15 protein-coding genes are annotated in these 14,597 nt (G+C 71.1%); 8 read left to right on the forward strand and 7 right to left on the reverse strand.

Going from position 1 to position 14,597, the window contains the following annotated elements; genetic code table 11:
- Positions 1-42 precede the first annotated feature (42 nt).
- Positions 43-2,607 (forward strand): ABC transporter ATP-binding protein/permease, encoded by a 2,565-nt coding sequence (locus ACZ5CZ_RS34375; protein ID WP_385843286.1) that lies wholly within the window; start codon positions 43-45, stop codon positions 2,605-2,607.
- Positions 2,608-2,691: 84 nt separating this feature from the next.
- Here ACZ5CZ_RS34375 and ACZ5CZ_RS34380 read toward each other — a convergent pair whose 3' ends face one another.
- The 3 genes from ACZ5CZ_RS34380 to ACZ5CZ_RS34390 all read right to left on the reverse strand — a co-directional run bounded on the left by ACZ5CZ_RS34380 (position 2,692) and on the right by ACZ5CZ_RS34390 (position 5,524).
- Complete coding sequence (locus ACZ5CZ_RS34380) at positions 2,692-3,450, reverse strand: transglycosylase SLT domain-containing protein (RefSeq protein ID WP_468948491.1); 759 nt, start codon at positions 3,448-3,450, stop codon at positions 2,692-2,694.
- Positions 3,451-3,749: 299 nt separating this feature from the next.
- On the reverse strand, positions 3,750-4,829 hold the full coding sequence (locus ACZ5CZ_RS34385) for an S-adenosylmethionine:tRNA ribosyltransferase-isomerase (protein ID WP_468948493.1): 1,080 nt from the start codon (positions 4,827-4,829) through the stop codon (positions 3,750-3,752).
- Complete coding sequence (locus ACZ5CZ_RS34390; RefSeq protein ID WP_468948495.1) at positions 4,826-5,524, reverse strand: SDR family NAD(P)-dependent oxidoreductase; 699 nt, start codon at positions 5,522-5,524, stop codon at positions 4,826-4,828. The genes ACZ5CZ_RS34385 and ACZ5CZ_RS34390 overlap by 4 nt, the downstream gene beginning before the upstream one ends.
- Before the next feature lie 243 nt (positions 5,525-5,767).
- On the opposite strand from ACZ5CZ_RS34390, the gene ACZ5CZ_RS34395 reads away from it, so the two are divergent.
- The 3 genes from ACZ5CZ_RS34395 (at position 5,768) to ACZ5CZ_RS34405 (ending at position 7,952) form a co-directional block, all read left to right on the forward strand.
- A complete protein-coding gene (locus ACZ5CZ_RS34395; protein ID WP_385843290.1) occupies positions 5,768-6,913 on the forward strand; it encodes a GAF domain-containing sensor histidine kinase in 1,146 nt (381 codons plus the stop codon).
- Complete coding sequence (locus tag ACZ5CZ_RS34400) at positions 6,906-7,547, forward strand: response regulator (RefSeq protein WP_385843291.1); 642 nt, start codon at positions 6,906-6,908, stop codon at positions 7,545-7,547. Before ACZ5CZ_RS34395 ends, ACZ5CZ_RS34400 begins: the two co-directional genes overlap by 8 nt.
- 159 nt (positions 7,548-7,706) lie before the next feature.
- Positions 7,707-7,952: a chaplin gene (locus ACZ5CZ_RS34405; RefSeq protein ID WP_385843292.1), complete on the forward strand. Its 246-nt coding sequence runs from the start codon at positions 7,707-7,709 to the stop codon at positions 7,950-7,952.
- 141 nt (positions 7,953-8,093) lie between these two features.
- Here the strand turns inward: ACZ5CZ_RS34405 and ACZ5CZ_RS34410 are convergent, their stop codons facing one another.
- The gene (locus ACZ5CZ_RS34410; protein ID WP_468948498.1) at positions 8,094-8,882 is read right to left on the reverse strand and encodes a hypothetical protein; all 789 of its coding nucleotides are present in this window, start codon (positions 8,880-8,882) and stop codon (positions 8,094-8,096) included.
- A gap of 151 nt (positions 8,883-9,033) precedes the next feature.
- Between ACZ5CZ_RS34410 and ACZ5CZ_RS34415 the strand changes: the two genes are divergently transcribed.
- The 3 genes from ACZ5CZ_RS34415 to ACZ5CZ_RS34425 all read left to right on the forward strand — a co-directional run bounded on the left by ACZ5CZ_RS34415 (position 9,034) and on the right by ACZ5CZ_RS34425 (position 11,389).
- Entirely contained in the window at positions 9,034-9,831 is a 798-nt protein-coding gene (locus ACZ5CZ_RS34415) for an ABC transporter ATP-binding protein (protein WP_385843294.1), read from the forward strand.
- A gap of 60 nt (positions 9,832-9,891) precedes the next feature.
- Entirely contained in the window at positions 9,892-10,320 is a 429-nt protein-coding gene (locus ACZ5CZ_RS34420; protein ID WP_468948500.1) for an NfeD family protein, read from the forward strand.
- A gap of 109 nt (positions 10,321-10,429) precedes the next feature.
- A complete protein-coding gene (locus ACZ5CZ_RS34425) occupies positions 10,430-11,389 on the forward strand; it encodes an SPFH domain-containing protein (protein ID WP_385843296.1) in 960 nt (319 codons plus the stop codon).
- Between the two features lie 70 nt (positions 11,390-11,459).
- Here the strand turns inward: ACZ5CZ_RS34425 and ACZ5CZ_RS34430 are convergent, their stop codons facing one another.
- From ACZ5CZ_RS34430 to ACZ5CZ_RS34440, 3 genes are all read right to left on the reverse strand, one after another.
- Positions 11,460-11,966, reverse strand: a complete 507-nt coding sequence (locus tag ACZ5CZ_RS34430; RefSeq protein WP_468948503.1) for an HNH endonuclease — start codon at positions 11,964-11,966, stop codon at positions 11,460-11,462.
- A gap of 168 nt (positions 11,967-12,134) precedes the next feature.
- Positions 12,135-12,674 (reverse strand): YbhB/YbcL family Raf kinase inhibitor-like protein, encoded by a 540-nt coding sequence (locus tag ACZ5CZ_RS34435; RefSeq protein WP_467542172.1) that lies wholly within the window; start codon positions 12,672-12,674, stop codon positions 12,135-12,137.
- Positions 12,675-12,718: 44 nt separating this feature from the next.
- Positions 12,719-13,501, reverse strand: a complete 783-nt coding sequence (locus tag ACZ5CZ_RS34440) for a sporulation protein (RefSeq protein WP_450790314.1) — start codon at positions 13,499-13,501, stop codon at positions 12,719-12,721.
- 98 nt (positions 13,502-13,599) lie between these two features.
- Here ACZ5CZ_RS34440 and ACZ5CZ_RS34445 point away from each other — a divergent pair, with 98 nt between their 5' ends.
- A complete protein-coding gene (locus tag ACZ5CZ_RS34445) occupies positions 13,600-14,250 on the forward strand; it encodes a DNA-3-methyladenine glycosylase (RefSeq protein WP_385843300.1) in 651 nt (216 codons plus the stop codon).
- Positions 14,251-14,597 lie beyond the last annotated feature (347 nt).

Genomic DNA, 14,597 nt, shown 5'->3' on the forward strand with positions numbered 1-14,597 from the left:
TGCGACGGGGGTAATTCGGGGGACAACTCAGTGGGGCATGGAGTGCCGGAACTCGTACTGGAATCAAACGGACAGACATGGACGCTCGATCCGTCCAGGTCGTACACCCTGGGACGCGATCCGCAGGGTGATCTCGTCTTCGACGACGCCAGGGTCTCCTGGCGGCACGCCACGGTCAGCTTCAACGGCCGCAGTTGGGCCGTCGAGGACCATGGCAGCACCAATGGCACATTCGTGCAGGGCCAGCGGATCCAGCAGCTGGAGATCGGCCCGGGCACGGCGCTGCACCTCGGTAACGCGACGGACGGACCGCGGGTGAGCCTCTCGGCGGCCGTCGCGAGCCGGCCGCAGTCGGCGCCGTACGCCGCGCAGGGCGCCGGGGCACCCGGCTGGGCCCAGCAGGCTCCGGCACCGCAGCAGGCGATGCCGCAGCAGGGCGTGCCGCACCAGGCACCGGTGCACCAGCAGGCTCCGCAGGCCGGCTGGCAGCAGCCGCAGCAGGCACCGGCGTTCCCGCAGCAGCAGGGCGGTCCCGCCGACCAGTACGCGCAGCACGCGCCCGGTGGAGGCGCGGGGGCGCCGCCGGCGCACGGCGACCGCAGCCCCACCACGTTCCACCAGTTCGCGCTGGGCCGTGTGATGCGGATCGGCCGTGCCCTGGAGAACGACCTCGTCGTCTCCGACCTCCAGGTCTCCCGGCACCACGCCGAGTTCCACACGACGCCCGACGGCCGGTTCGAGATCCGCGACCTGGGCTCGCACAACGGCACCTACGTCAACGGTCACCCGGTGCCCAAGGGCGGCTCGGTCCAGCTGGGCCCGGCCGACATCGTCGGCGTCGGTCACTCCACCTTCCGGATCGTCGGCGACCGCCTCGAGGAGTTCGTCGACACCGGTGAGGTCTCCTTCTCCGCGCGCCACCTGACCGTCACGGTCGACGGCGGCAAGCAGATCCTCAAGGACGTCTCCTTCGGCGTCCCGGAGAAGTCCCTGATCGCGGTCATCGGCCCGTCCGGCTCCGGCAAGTCGACCCTGCTGAAGGCGCTCACCGGCTACCGGCCCGCCAACCAGGGCGAGGTGCTGTACGACAACCGGAACCTGTACAAGCAGTTCGCCGAGCTGCGCCAGCGCATCGGTCTGGTCCCGCAGGACGACATCCTGCACAAGGAGCTGACCGTCCGGAAGGCGCTGAAGTACGCGGCCAAGCTGCGCTTCCCCGCCGACACCACCGCGCAGGAGCGCGACGCCCGGATCGACGAGGTGCTGCGCGAGCTGAAGCTCGACATCCACAAGGACAAGAAGGTCACCTCCCTCTCCGGCGGTCAGCGCAAGCGCGTCTCGGTGGCCCTGGAACTGCTCACCAAGCCGTCGCTGATCTTCCTGGACGAGCCGACCTCCGGCCTCGACCCGGGCATGGACCGCGACGTCATGCAGCTGCTGCGCGGCCTCGCCGACGACGGCCGTACGGTCCTCGTCGTCACCCACTCGGTGGCCGAGCTGGCGCTGTGTGACAAGCTGCTGGTGATGGCGCCGGGCGGCGCGGTCGCCTACTTCGGCCCGCCGGAGGAGGCGCTGAACTTCTTCGGCTACGACACCTGGGCCGATGTCTTCTCCGCCTTCGAGAACTACCGCGACTACGACTGGGCGGGCCGCTGGAAGGGCTCGCAGCACTACCAGATGTACGCCGCGGACATCGACGCGGTCGCCCCGCAGGCCGTACCGATGCATCCGATGCAGCCGATCAGGCCGCCCAAGCCGCAGAGCTGGGGCTCGCAGCTGGCCACCCTGATCCGCCGCTACACCTCGGTGATCGTCTCGGACCGCGGCTTCATCGCCCTGATGTTCCTGCTGCCGGCCGTGCTCGGTGTGGTGAGCGTGCTGATCCCCGCCGACTACGGCCTCGGCCTCGGCCCGGCGCGGACCCACTTCTCCAACCGGGACGGCAGCACGATCCTGCTCATCCTCGCGGTGGGCGCCTGCTTCGCGGGTGCCGCCAACTCGGTGCGTGAGCTGATCAAGGAACGGGTCATCTACGAACGGGAGCGCGCCACCGGCCTGTCCCGCTCGGCGTACCTGATGTCCAAGGTGATCGTGCTCGGCCTGATCACCATGCTGCAAGGCGGCATCATCGGCGCGATCGGTCTGCTCTACCGCGGCGACAAGGTGCCGCAGCAGGGCCTGCTGCTGAAGGACTGGCCGGTCCTGGAGCTGACCCTGCCGATCATGGCGCTCGGCTTCACCTCGATGATGTTCGGCCTGATCATCTCCTCGCTGGTGAAGACCGCCGAGAAGACCATGCCGCTGCTGGTGATGTTCGCGATCGTCCAGGTCGTCTTCACCGGCTGCCTCTTCCAGCTGCACGGCAAGGTCGGCGTCGAGCAGGTCGCCTGGCTGATGCCGGCCCGCTGGGCGGTGTCCGCCGCGGGCACCACGGCCCAGCTGAACGTGCTGCTGCCCTGGGACGCCACCGACCCGGACCCGCTGTGGGACCACTCGCTCGGCCAGTGGTTCACCGACATGGGTGTGCTGGTGGGCCTGGGCGTGCTCTGCGGCTTCTTCGTGGCCCGCTTCCTGCGCCGCCACGAGCCGGAGGTCATGCGCAAGTAACCGCGCCCGTACGACGCCGAAGGGCGGCACCCCGCGATGGGGTGCCGCCCTTCGGCGCTACGTCGCAGAGGTCCGCGCCAGACCTCAGTACGCGCTGTTGACGTTGTCGATCGAGCCGTACCGGTGGGCCGCGTAGTTGGCGGCGGCGGTGATGTTGGCGACCGGGTCGTAGATGTTCAGGGAGGTGCCGGCCACGTGGTACGCGTTGAAGGTGGGCTGGATCACCTGGAGCAGGCCCTTGGACGGGATGCCGTTGACCGCGTTGATGTCCCAGTTGTTGATGGCCATCGGGTTGCCCGAGGACTCACGCATGATGTTGCGGTACAGGCCGTTGTAGGAGCCCGGGATGTTGTTCTGCCGCATGATGTCCAGCGAGTGCCGGATCCAGCCGTCGAGGTTGTTCGCGTAGGTCTTCGCGGCGACGGTCTCCATCTGCGGGCGCTGCACGGAGCGGTTCGCGGCGGCCTGGGCGGCGCGCTCCTGCGCGGCCTTCTGGGCGGCCTTCTGCGCGGCAGCGGCGGCGGCCTGCTTCTTCGCGGCGGCCTCGGCGCGCTGCTTGGCGGCGGCCGCGTCCTCGGCCTTCTTCTTCGCCGCGAAGGCGTCGAGCTTGACGCTCTGGCCGGCGAGCTGGTCGGTGACCGTGCCCTTGACGTTCTTCAGGGCGGCACCCGAGGCGACCTGGGCGGTCGTGGCCGGGGCGCCCGTGGTGACGGTCTCGGCGCTGCTGGGGACGGCCGAGAAGGCGAGCGCGGCGGTGCCGAGGGCGGCGACGCCGGCGAGGGCGATCCGGTGCTGCTTGGTCAGGGCCCGACTACGAGCACGACTGAGGATGTTCTTGGGCATGGCTGATGGACCTCTTCGATAGCGCGGAGGTCGCTCCTGCGTCCGCCGGGGGAATCGGCTCCTCCCACACGAACGCCGCGGGCCGGTGACCCACGGCGCTGAGCGACGGAGCAATTCTTAGCGGGCGCAAAATGCCCTGGCAAAGATGTGACCTACGATCCCGGGTAGTGGATCAGGGAAGGGCAAAACGGGACAGACCAGACCGTCTGCCCCGTTCATGCGGGGACACTCTCTCTCCTATGCCCGTTCGTACGTGATGTGGGCCCTATGCGCGGGCTCACATCGACCGTGTAACAGTCTCACCAGGAGTTGCCGTCGCAACGCTCTGTGTGAGTGGCCTCATCCGGCAGGAGGAGATGCACGTCCCCGAACTCGTGCCACAGGAAGAGCGCACGCAGCGCCTCCTCGTAGGCGCGGACGACCGCGGCCCGCCCCGCGACCGCCTCCAGCATCAGCAGATGGGACGCCTCCGGCTCGTGCAGCCCGGTCAGCAGTCCGTCCACCACCCGCACCCCGCGCTCCGGAGTGACCACCAGACCGGTCCAGCCCCCGGCCGCCCGCACCACCCCGTCGGCCCCGGCGGCCGACTCCAGGGCGCGCACCGCCGTCGTACCGACCGCGATCACCCTGCCACCGCCCGCCCGGACCGCGTTGACCAGCCGCGCCGACGTCTCCGGCACCGCGAACCGCTCCGGGTACGGCGGCTCGTGCGCCTCCGCCGACGACACCCCTGTATGCAGCGTGACCGGCGCGAACTGAACCCCCCGGCTCACCAGCTCCGCCACCAGCCGCGCGGTGAAGGGCCGCGCCGCGCTCGGCATCTCCGCGCTGCCCGCCCCGTCCGCGGAGGGCAGCGCGAACACCGTCTGGTAGACGGACAGGGGCTGGTCGCGCTCCGTATAGGAGTAGCGGATCGGCCGGCCGTGCGCCCGCAGCAGACCGGGCACCTCGGCCCCGCTCGCCCGCGCCCACCAGAGCCGCTCCCCGCGCGGACTCAGCGGCTCCTCCAGCACCAGCCGCGCCCCGCCCGCCACCTCCACCTCCGCGGCCATGCCCGCACGTGCGCGCGTAGTACCGCGCCCGTCGGGTTCCCGCAGTTCCACCGCCCACCGGCCGTCGTCCCCGCGGGTGGAGAAGTGCACCACCACACGCGTGTGCCCGATCCGCCCGTCCACCGCGGCGGGCAGCGTGGCCGAGGTGTTCACCACCAGCAGGTCCCCGGCCCGCAGCAGCCGCGGCAGCTCCCGGAACGCCTGCCGCGTCACCTCCGTACCGCGCGACACCAGCAGCCGTACGTCGTCCCGGTCCAGGCCCGGACCCCGCTGCTCGGCCGGCACGCGCGCGGACAGCTCCGGCGGCACCTCCAGGGTGAGGGTCACTGTGCCTCCCGCAGCGCCGTCGCCGTGTACCGGCCGCTCACCGGGCGCCGGTCCAGCAGGCGCAGGAAGTCGGGCGCGACCTCCTCGGGCGCCGGCGTCCCCGACAGGTCCGCACCGGGCTCGGCCGCGGCCAGCATGCCGGTCCGCATACCGCCCGGATCGACCCACCAGACCCGCAGCCCCGGCTCCTCCACCGCCAGCACCGCCGAGAGCTGGTCCACCGCGGCCTTCGTCGCCCCGTACGCACCCCAGGTCCGGTAGGCCTCCACCGCCGCGTCCGAACTCACGTTGACCACCGCACCGGCCGGGGCCTCGCGCAACAGCGGCAGCGCCTCCTGGAGCAGCCCCAGCGGGGCCACCACATTGGTCTCCAGCGCGGCCCGGAAGCCGTCCAGCGGCTGCTCGCCGAGCGGCACCAGGGGCTCGGCCCCGAGGATCCCCGCGTTGTTCACGACCAGGTCCAGCCCGCCGAACGCGCGCGCCGCCGCCACCAGCTCCGCCCGGTGCCCCGCGTCGGTGACGTCCCCGGCCAGCGCCGCCACCCGGGTACCGGGCCCGGCGACGGCCGCCGCGGCCTCCTTCAGGGCCTGCGCGCCCCGGGCGTCCAGCACCAGATCCCAGCCCCGCGCGGCCAGCGCCCCGGCGAGCGCCCGCCCCAGCCCCTTCGAGGCCCCCGTGATGATCGCTACCGGCATGACTACCGTCCCCTCGTCGCCCACCGCCCGCGCCGGGCGGTGACCACAACCTAGGAACGGCACCGGCCCCACCGCCTCGGACGCGGGCCGCAACTCCCAGGGGCCCTTCGACGTACGCCGCCCGCCCTGGGTCATGGGCCCCGGACCGGCCGCCCTAGACCGGGCGTCCTAGGACCAGCGGACCGGGCCCGGGCCGTCACCGGTCCGATCCTCGCTGTCACACCCCGCCGGTACCGTGAGGTCATGAGTCACGCCCCCCGGTCCGGCCTCGCCGCGGTCAGTTCCGCGCTGCTGGCCATGAGCAGGCATCTGGAGGTGCGCGACGTCCTCAAGACGATCGTCGCCTCCGCCCGCGAGCTGCTCGACGCGCAGTACGCCGCCCTCGGCGTCCCCGACGACCACGGCGGCTTCGCCCAGTTCGTGGTGGACGGTGTCAGCGACGCCCAGTGGAAGGCGATCGGCCCGCTGCCCCGCCAGCACGGCATCCTCGCCGCCATGCTGCGCGAGGCCCGCCCCGAGCGCCTCGCCGACGTGCGCAAGGACCCCCGCTTCGAGGGCTGGCCGTCCGCCCACCCGGACCTGGTCGACTTCCTGGGCCTGCCGATCCGCGACGACGACGAGGTCATCGGCGCACTCTTCCTCGCCAACAAGAACTGCCCCAAAAGGGACGGCCGTTGCGGCTTCACGGCCGAGGACGAGGAACTGCTCGGCATCCTCGCCCAGCACGCCGCCATCGCCCTGACCAACGCGCGGCTCTACGAACGCAGCCGTGAGCTGACCATCGCCGAGGAGCGCTCCCGCCTCGCCCACGAGCTGCACGACGCGGTCAGCCAGAAGCTCTTCTCGCTGCGCCTGACCGCCCAGGCGGCGGCCGCCCTCGTCGACCGCGACCCCGCGCGCGCCAAGGGCGAACTGCACCAGGTCGCCGCGCTCGCCGCCGAGGCCGCCGACGAACTGCGCGCCGCCGTCGTGGAGTTGCGGCCCGCCGCCCTGGACGAGGACGGCCTGATCGCCACCCTGCGCACCCAGATCCAGGTCCTCGACCGCGCCCACACCGCCCGTGTGACCTTCGCCGTCAACGGCTTCCGCGCCCTGCCCGCCGCCCAGGAGGAGGCCCTGCTGCGGGTCGCCCAGGAGGCCCTGCACAACGCCCTGCGCCACTCCGACGCCGCACAGGTCGACGTGCGCGTGGAGCGGCGCGGCAGCGGCACCGTCCTGCGCGTCACCGACGACGGCGCCGGCTTCGACCCCAAGGCGGTCCGCCGCGCCGGGCGCCACCTGGGCCTGGTCTCCATGCGGGACCGGGCGAGCGGCGTGGGCGGCACGCTGACCGTGGAATCGGCGCCCGGCAAGGGCACCGTCATCGAGATGGAGGTCCCCGGTGGCTGACCCGATCAAGGTGCTGCTCGTGGACGACCACCAGGTCGTCCGCCGGGGCCTGCGCACCTTCCTGGAGGTACAGGACGACATAGAGGTCGTCGGCGAGGCCGCCGACGGCGCCGAGGGCGTCGCCCGCGCCGAGGAGCTACGGCCCGACGTCGTCCTCATGGACGTCAAGATGCCGGGCATGGACGGCATCGACGCCCTGCGCAGGCTCCGCGAACTCGCCAACCCCGCGCGCGTGCTGATCGTCACCAGCTTCACCGAACAGCGCACGGTCGTCCCGGCCCTGCGCGCGGGCGCCGCCGGGTACGTCTACAAGGACATCGACCCGGACGCCCTGGCCGGCGCCATCCGTTCCGTGCACGCGGGACACGTCCTGCTCCAGCCGGAGGTCGCCGGCGCCCTGCTCTCCCAGGAGGAGGCCAACTCCGGCCAGGGCAGGGGCGGCTCGCTCACCGAGCGGGAGCGCGAGGTGCTCGGCCTGATCGCGGACGGCCGGTCCAACCGGGAGATCGCCCGCGCCCTCGTCCTGTCCGAGAAGACCGTGAAGACCCATGTCTCCAACATCCTGATGAAGCTCGACCTCGCCGACCGCACCCAGGCCGCGCTCTGGGCCGTACGCCACGGCGTGACCGGCTGAAACGCCCTGCCCAGGACCTCACCCGCGGCAACCGGCCAGGCTGAGATTCATACCGTCGTGGGAATGTCACCCGGACGGCGCATCCTCTGGCGGCCCCCGGCGTTCTTCAGTGCGTAACCGCGGCGCACCGCCGCGGTGGACGCTAAGAGGGGTTGGAAAGTGAAGAACCTGAAGAAGGCAGCGGCCGTGACGATGGTGGCCGGTGGCCTGGTGGCCGCCGGCGCGGGCCTGGCCTCCGCCACCGACGGCTCCATCGCCGCCGGCGAGGCCCACGGCTCCCCGGGTGTCGTCTCGGGCAACGTCGCTCAGGTGCCGGTGCACATCCCGGTCAACGCGGTCGGCAACAGCGTGAACGTCATCGGCGTGCTGAACCCGGCCTTCGGCAACCTCGGCCTCAACCACTGAGGTTCGGCCGACCACGACCTCAGGCCTCCCGTGTGCACCGGGAGGCCTGCCAGGCCGCCGCCCACCGACCTCGCCCGCTCCGGCGCAGGCCGGCCCGACCGGCGGACGGTCCGAGGCCGACCCCCGGCCGTCCCCGCCGGCCTACCGCATGCCCCGCTCCCGCTCCTCCACGACCGAGTTGTACGCGGCCACCTGGGCCCGCCGCGCCGTCCGCTCCACCGGCCTGAGCGCCTCCGCCCGCGCCGCGATCTCGCTGGAGCTGACCGCGCCCCCGTGCCCGCCGCCGTACGCCAGCGACACCAGCAGCGCCACCCGCTGCGCCAGCTCCAGTACCCGCACCGCACGCGGCGGATACCCCGGCGCCAGCACCTCCCGCCCGCGCTCGGCCCGCGCCCGGTACGCGTCGATCGCCGCCTCCGCCACCGGACCCGACCCGGCGACATCCAGCTTCGACAGCAGCTCGGTCGCGTCCCGCAGCGCCTCCGCCAGCTCCCGCTCCGCCTCGCCCAGCGAGGGCACATCGGCGGGCGGCGCCTCCCGCACCGGCAGCACATGCCAGGCCACCTCGGCATGCACATCACTGGCGGGCCCCGCCTCGTAGACCTCCGGGACCAGCCCGAACGCGGCGCCGTGACAGACCACCGCCTCCTCGGCCTGAAGCGCCCGCGCATTGAACTCCGGCGGCCCGCTCAGCCCCAGCGGATGCCCCGGCGCCGGCAGCGCCACCCGCAGCGCGGTCACCCCCAGCCTGCGCAGCCGCCCCAGGGCGAGCGTGAGCCCGACCGGCCCGGACTCGTCCGGCAGCCCCTCCACCCGGTGCACCGCGTCCTCGCCCACGATGGCGAGCACGGCGTCATCCGGAGAGACAAGTCCGGCCAAAAGGGCATTTCCCCAAGCGGCGAGGCGTCCTGAACGCGGTTCCGAGAGCATGCCTCCACCCTAAGGACAGGACCGATGGAATGGAGCGGGGCGCTCGTGGCGTAGATTTCATAAGGGCTGCGCCCACCTGGCGCGGCGGACCGAGCCACAGGCGTACGCGACAGCCGAGACCGGCCACACTGCAAGGGGAGACAACGCGCTCATGAGCGATGTTCTGGAGCTTCAGGACGTATCCGTGGTCCGCGAGGGCCGGGCTCTGGTGGACCAGGTCTCCTGGTCGGTGAAGGAGGGCGAGCGCTGGGTCATCCTCGGCCCCAACGGCGCCGGCAAGACCACCCTCCTGAACGTCGCGTCCAGCTACCTCTTCCCCAGCAAGGGCACCGCCACCATCCTCGGCGAGACCCTCGGCAAGCCCGGCACCGACGTCTTCGAGCTGCGCCCCCGCATCGGTGTGGCCGGCATCGCCCTCGCCGAGAAGCTCCCCAAGCGCCAGACCGTCCTCCAGACCGTCCTCACCGCCGCCTACGGCATGACCGCCGGCTGGCAGGAGGAGTACGACGAGATCGACGAGCAGCGCGCCCGCGCCTTCCTCGACCGCCTCGGCATGAGCGACTACCTCGACCGCCGGTTCGGCACCCTCTCCGAGGGCGAGCGCAAGCGCACCCTGATCGCCCGCGCCCTGATGACCGACCCCGAGCTGCTCCTGCTGGACGAGCCCGCCGCCGGACTCGACCTCGGCGGCCGCGAGGACCTGGTCCGCCGCCTCGGCCGGCTCGCCCGCGACCCCATCGCCCCCTCGATGATCATGGTCACGCACCACGTCGAGGAGATCGCCCCCGGATTCACCCACGTCCTCATGATCCGCCAGGGCAAGGTCCTCGCCGCGGGCCCGATCGAGCTGGAGCTGACCTCCCGCAACCTCTCCCTCTGCTTCGGCCTCCCGCTCGTCGTGGAGCAGGTCGGCGACCGCTGGACCGCCCAGGGCCTGCCGCTGTCCTGACCCCGCCGCGCCTCGCCGTGCGCCCTGTCCGCCGCCCGACCACGGCCCTACCATGACCATGTGAACATCGACGCATGGGTGTGGTGGCTCGTCGGCGCGGCGGCACTCGGAATCCCGCTGGTCGTCACCGCCATGCCCGAGTTCGGCATGCTCGCGGTGGGCGCGGTCGCCGCCGCGGGCGCCGCCGGACTCGGCTTCGACGCCGTGCTCCAGGTACTCGTGTTCCTCGCCGTCTCCGTCGCGCTCATCGCCGTGGTACGGCCGATCGCCAACCGGCACACCAGACAGCGCCCCCAACTCGCCACGGGCATCGATGCGTTGAAGGGCCGCCAGGCCGTCGTACTGGAGCGCGTCGACGGCTCCGGCGGCCGGATCAAACTCGCCGGAGAGGTCTGGTCGGCACGCGCCCTGGACACCGGCCGCGCCTACGAAGTGGGCCAGGAGGTGGACGTCGTGGAGATCGAAGGAGCCACCGCGATCGTCATCTGACGGAACCTGCCCACGAGTTGGGCGGCCGTCTGACAGACTCGACCAGCAAGATCTTCAACAGCCATAAGATCTGCCAAGGCGCCGAGGCGGAGAAGGGTACGGGGACACGATGGAACCGGTCATCATCGTCCTGATCATTCTGGTGGTGTTGGTCTTCATCGCCCTGATCAAGACCATCCAGGTGATCCCACAAGCGAGCGCGGCCATCGTGGAGCGCTTCGGCCGCTACACGCGCACGCTGAACGCGGGCCTCAACATCGTGGTCCCGTTCATCGACACCATCCGCAACCGCATCGACCTGCGCGAACAGGTTGTACCGTTCCCGCCGCAGCCGGTGATCACCCAGGACAACCTGGTCGTCAACATCGACACGGTCATCTACTACCAGGTGACCGACGCCCGGGCCGCCACCTACGAGGTCGCCAGCTACATCCAGGCCATCGAGCAGCTCACCGTCACCACGCTGCGCAACATCATCGGCGGCATGGACCTGGAACGCACCCTGACCTCCCGCGAGGAGATCAACGCGGCCCTGCGCGGCGTCCTCGACGAGGCCACCGGCAAGTGGGGCATCCGCGTCAACCGCGTGGAACTGAAGGCCATCGAGCCCCCGACCTCCATCCAGGACTCGATGGAGAAGCAGATGCGCGCCGACCGTGACAAGCGCGCCGCGATCCTCACCGCCGAAGGCACCCGCCAGGCGGCCATCCTCACCGCCGAGGGCGAGAAGCAGTCCCAGATCCTGCGCGCCGAGGGTGAGGCCAAGGCAGCCGCACTGCGCGCCGAGGGCGAGGCCCAGGCCGTCCGCACGGTCTTCGAGGCCATCCACGCCGGCGACCCGGACCAGAAGCTGCTCTCCTACCAGTACCTCCAGATGCTCCCGAAGATCGCCGAGGGGGACGCCAACAAGCTCTGGATCGTCCCCAGTGAAATCGGCGACGCCCTCAAGGGCCTCTCCGGCGCCATGGGCAACTTCGGCCCCCTCGGCGGCGGTTCGGGCAACAACGGCTCCGCGGGCAACGGCAACGGCGGCAGCACGGAACGCCGCGAGAGGCCGAACATCGACTAGAGGGTCCTAGAGGGTCACCGGGAAACGCCGGCTCCGCCCCGCGCCCTTCCAGGGGGCGCGGGGAACCGGGTCACGCAGCGTCCCGAGCCAGCCACCTCGGCAGAGCCTCGAACTCCTCGACCCCCAAGGCCAGCAGCATCGCGTCCGCCGGCGTCGGCTCGAACGGCTCCCGCAGCAACTCCATACCGGCCTGAGCCGGAGTCCGGTCGGCCTTGCGGTGATTGTCCTCCGCGCACGCGGCCACCGTGTTCAGCCACGTGTCCTGCCCACCCTGCGCCCGCGGCACCACATGGTCCACGGTCGTCGCCCTGCGCCCGCAGTACGCGCACCGGTGCCGGTCCCGCACCAGCACCCCCCGCCGCGACCACGGAGCTTGTCTTCGGAACGGCACCCGCACATACCGGCACAGCCTGATCACCCGGGGCACGGGTATGTCCACATCGGCACCGCGCATACGCAGTTCGGGATGGGCCTGCTCGACGACGGCCTTGTCCTGGAGCACCAGGACGACGGCTCGGTTCAGAGTCACCGTAGACAGCGGTTCGAAGCTCGCGTTGAGGACCAACGTGTCACGCATCCAGCCCACCTCCCGTGTGCACCTGCCCACCCCCCGGCGGGCTTGGATCAACTCTGGACGGGCGCGCCGAGATGGACAACGCAATAAAAAATGCCCGCCTCCGATCACTTCCAAGACCGGAGGCGGGCAAACGTTCAATGAACGCCTGGCTGAAAAATCGCGTCCTGCTCAGCCCTGCGCAGGGTTCTCGTACTCACCGATGAGCTGGGCACGCGCGAGCGTGTGGAACCGCAGATTGAAGCCGACCACCGCCGGCGAGGCATCCGCGTCCGGCCCCAGCTTCTCCTGGTCCACCGCGTACACGGTGAAGACGTACCGGTGCGGGCCGTCCCCGGGCGGCGGCGCGGCGCCACCGAAGTCCTTCGTCCCGTAGTCGTTCCGCGCGTGTACGGCGCCCTCGGGCAACCCCTCGAACTTTCCGCCGCCCGCACCGGCCGGCAGCTCCGTCACCGTGGCCGGGATGTCGAACAGGACCCAGTGCCAGAACCCGCTGCCGGTCGGCGCGTCCGGGTCGTAGCAGGTCACGGCGAAACTCTTGGTCTCGGGCGGGAAGCCCTCCCAGCGCAGCTGCGGCGAGGTGTTGCCCTCCGCGTAGACCTGAGCGCTCTTCAGCGTCGCGCCCTCCTCGACATCCGCGCTCGTCACCGTGAACGACGGCACGGGCGGATGGAAGTCGTGGGGGAGCGGCCGGCGCTTGAGCTCGGTCACCTCGGTACCTCCTGATCGATGATCTGGAACCAGCGGGTCCGAGCCTAGAACCAGTTGCGCTTGCCGCCGACCTCGGACAGCCACTGGTTCAGGTAAGCCGCCCAGTCGGTCCCCTGCCAGTCGTTCAGCCCCACCTGGAACGAGCGGTAGGTGTCCGAGCCCTCGCTGAACAGGCCCGGCTTCTTGTCCATCTCCAGCACCACGTCCATGGCGTGCTCGTCGGCGACGAAGCTCAGCTCCACCTGGTTCAGCCCCCGGTACTGCGACGGCGGCCAGAACTCGATCTCCTGGTAGAACGGCAGCTTCTGCCGGGTGCCCCGGATGTGCCCGCGTTCCATGTCCGCGTTCTTGAAGCGGAAGCCCAGCTGGATGAAGGCGTCCAGGATCGCCTGCTGCGCCGGCAGCGGATGCACGTTCACCGGGTCCAGGTCGGAGGAGTCCACGGCCCGCGCGATCGCCAGCTCGGTCGTCACCCCGATGTGCATCCCGCGCAGCGCCTGCCCGTCGATCATCGTGACCGGTGTCTCCCAGGGGATCTCCAGCCCGAACGGCACCGCGTGCACGGCGCCCGCCTGAAGCTCGAAGGCACCACCGAGCCGCACCTTGGTGAACTCGATGTCCTGCTTGTACTCCTGGTCGCCGCTCTCCACCTCGACCTTGGCCTGGAGCCCGACGGACAGCCCCTCGATGTCCTGGTTCACGGACCCGCCCTGGATCCGCACCTCACCCTGGACCACACCACCCGGTACGACATTCACCTCGGTCAGCACCGTCTCGACCGAGGCCCCGCCGGCCCCCAGGCTCGCGAGCAGCTTCTTGAACCCCATTGACTCTCCCTTTACGAACGGACTCGACCCTACAAACGCGCTCCGCCTCCGCCCGGTTCCGCCGTGCCCATGACCCGTCTGGACTACCCTCGGAGGGCATGATCGCGCCCCCGGACCGTATGCCACTGCCCCGAGACTTCTTCGACCGCCCGGTCCTCGAGGTCGCCCCCGACCTCCTCGGCCGCATCCTGGTCCGGACCACCCCCGACGGCCCGATCGCCGTCCGCCTCACCGAGGTGGAGGCGTACGACGGCCCGAACGACCCCGGCTCCCACGCCTACCGCGGACGCACCGCCCGCAACGCGGTGATGTTCGGCCCGCCCGGACATGTGTACGTCTACTTCACCTACGGCATGTGGCACTGCATGAACCTCGTCTGCGGCCCCGAGGGCCGGGCGAGCGCCGTACTGCTCCGTGCGGGTGAAGTGATCGAGGGCGCCGAGCTGGCCCGCAAGCGCCGGCTTTCGGCCCGCAACGACAAGGAACTGGCCAAGGGACCGGCCCGCCTCGCGACCGCCCTGGAGATCGACCGGGCCCTCGACGGCACCGACGCGTGCACCTCCGCCGACACCCCGCTCCGCGTCCTTCAGGGCACCCCCGTCCCCGCCGACCAGGTACGGAGCGGCCCCCGCACCGGAGTCGCCGGCGACGGCGGCGACGGCGACCGCCACCCGTGGCGCTACTGGGTGGCGGACGACCCGACAGTGAGCCCCTACCGGGCCCATGTGCCACGCCGCCGCCGAAGTTGACGCGGTTCGCGAAGGTGCGTAATGTATCCCGAGCCGCTGAACCGGGTACGGCATCGCCAGCAGCCGGAGCGGCCAAACCACTACCTAGCTCAAGCCCCTTGACGGGGTCGATTTCGGTGCGCCCGCGTACCCGAATTCGAACTCGCGGGACTCGATTATGAGTCGCCGAGGAAATCGGCTAACGTAGTGAATGTCGAAAGGGCCGACGGCGAAAGCCGAAAGCTCCGAGACGATCCCGCCGACCGGGAATCGGACGCCGAAAGGATCTGATAGAGTCGGAAACGCAAGACCGAAGGGAAGCGCCCGGAGGAAAGCCCGAGAGGGTGAGTACAAAGGAAGCGACCGTT

The sequence above is a fragment of the Streptomyces sp. NPDC031418 genome, from assembly GCF_055581605.1.

Bases quoted from the DNA above. Each gene is read 5' to 3' on its own strand.
- ACZ5CZ_RS34410 (WP_468948498.1), bottom strand. From the start codon at position 8,882: ATGCTCTCGGAACCGCGTTCAGGACGCCTCGCCGCTTGGGGAAATGCC.
- ACZ5CZ_RS34380 (WP_468948491.1), bottom strand. From the start codon at position 3,450: ATGCCCAAGAACATCCTCAGTCGTGCTCGTAGTCGGGCCCTGACCAAG.
- ACZ5CZ_RS34415 (WP_385843294.1), top strand. From the start codon at position 9,034: ATGAGCGATGTTCTGGAGCTTCAGGACGTATCCGTGGTCCGCGAGGGC.
- ACZ5CZ_RS34425 (WP_385843296.1), top strand. From the start codon at position 10,430: ATGGAACCGGTCATCATCGTCCTGATCATTCTGGTGGTGTTGGTCTTC.
- ACZ5CZ_RS34430 (WP_468948503.1), bottom strand. From the start codon at position 11,966: ATGCGTGACACGTTGGTCCTCAACGCGAGCTTCGAACCGCTGTCTACG.
- ACZ5CZ_RS34395 (WP_385843290.1), top strand. From the start codon at position 5,768: ATGAGTCACGCCCCCCGGTCCGGCCTCGCCGCGGTCAGTTCCGCGCTG.
- ACZ5CZ_RS34445 (WP_385843300.1), top strand. From the start codon at position 13,600: ATGATCGCGCCCCCGGACCGTATGCCACTGCCCCGAGACTTCTTCGAC.
- ACZ5CZ_RS34390 (WP_468948495.1), bottom strand. From the start codon at position 5,524: ATGCCGGTAGCGATCATCACGGGGGCCTCGAAGGGGCTGGGGCGGGCG.
- ACZ5CZ_RS34440 (WP_450790314.1), bottom strand. From the start codon at position 13,501: ATGGGGTTCAAGAAGCTGCTCGCGAGCCTGGGGGCCGGCGGGGCCTCG.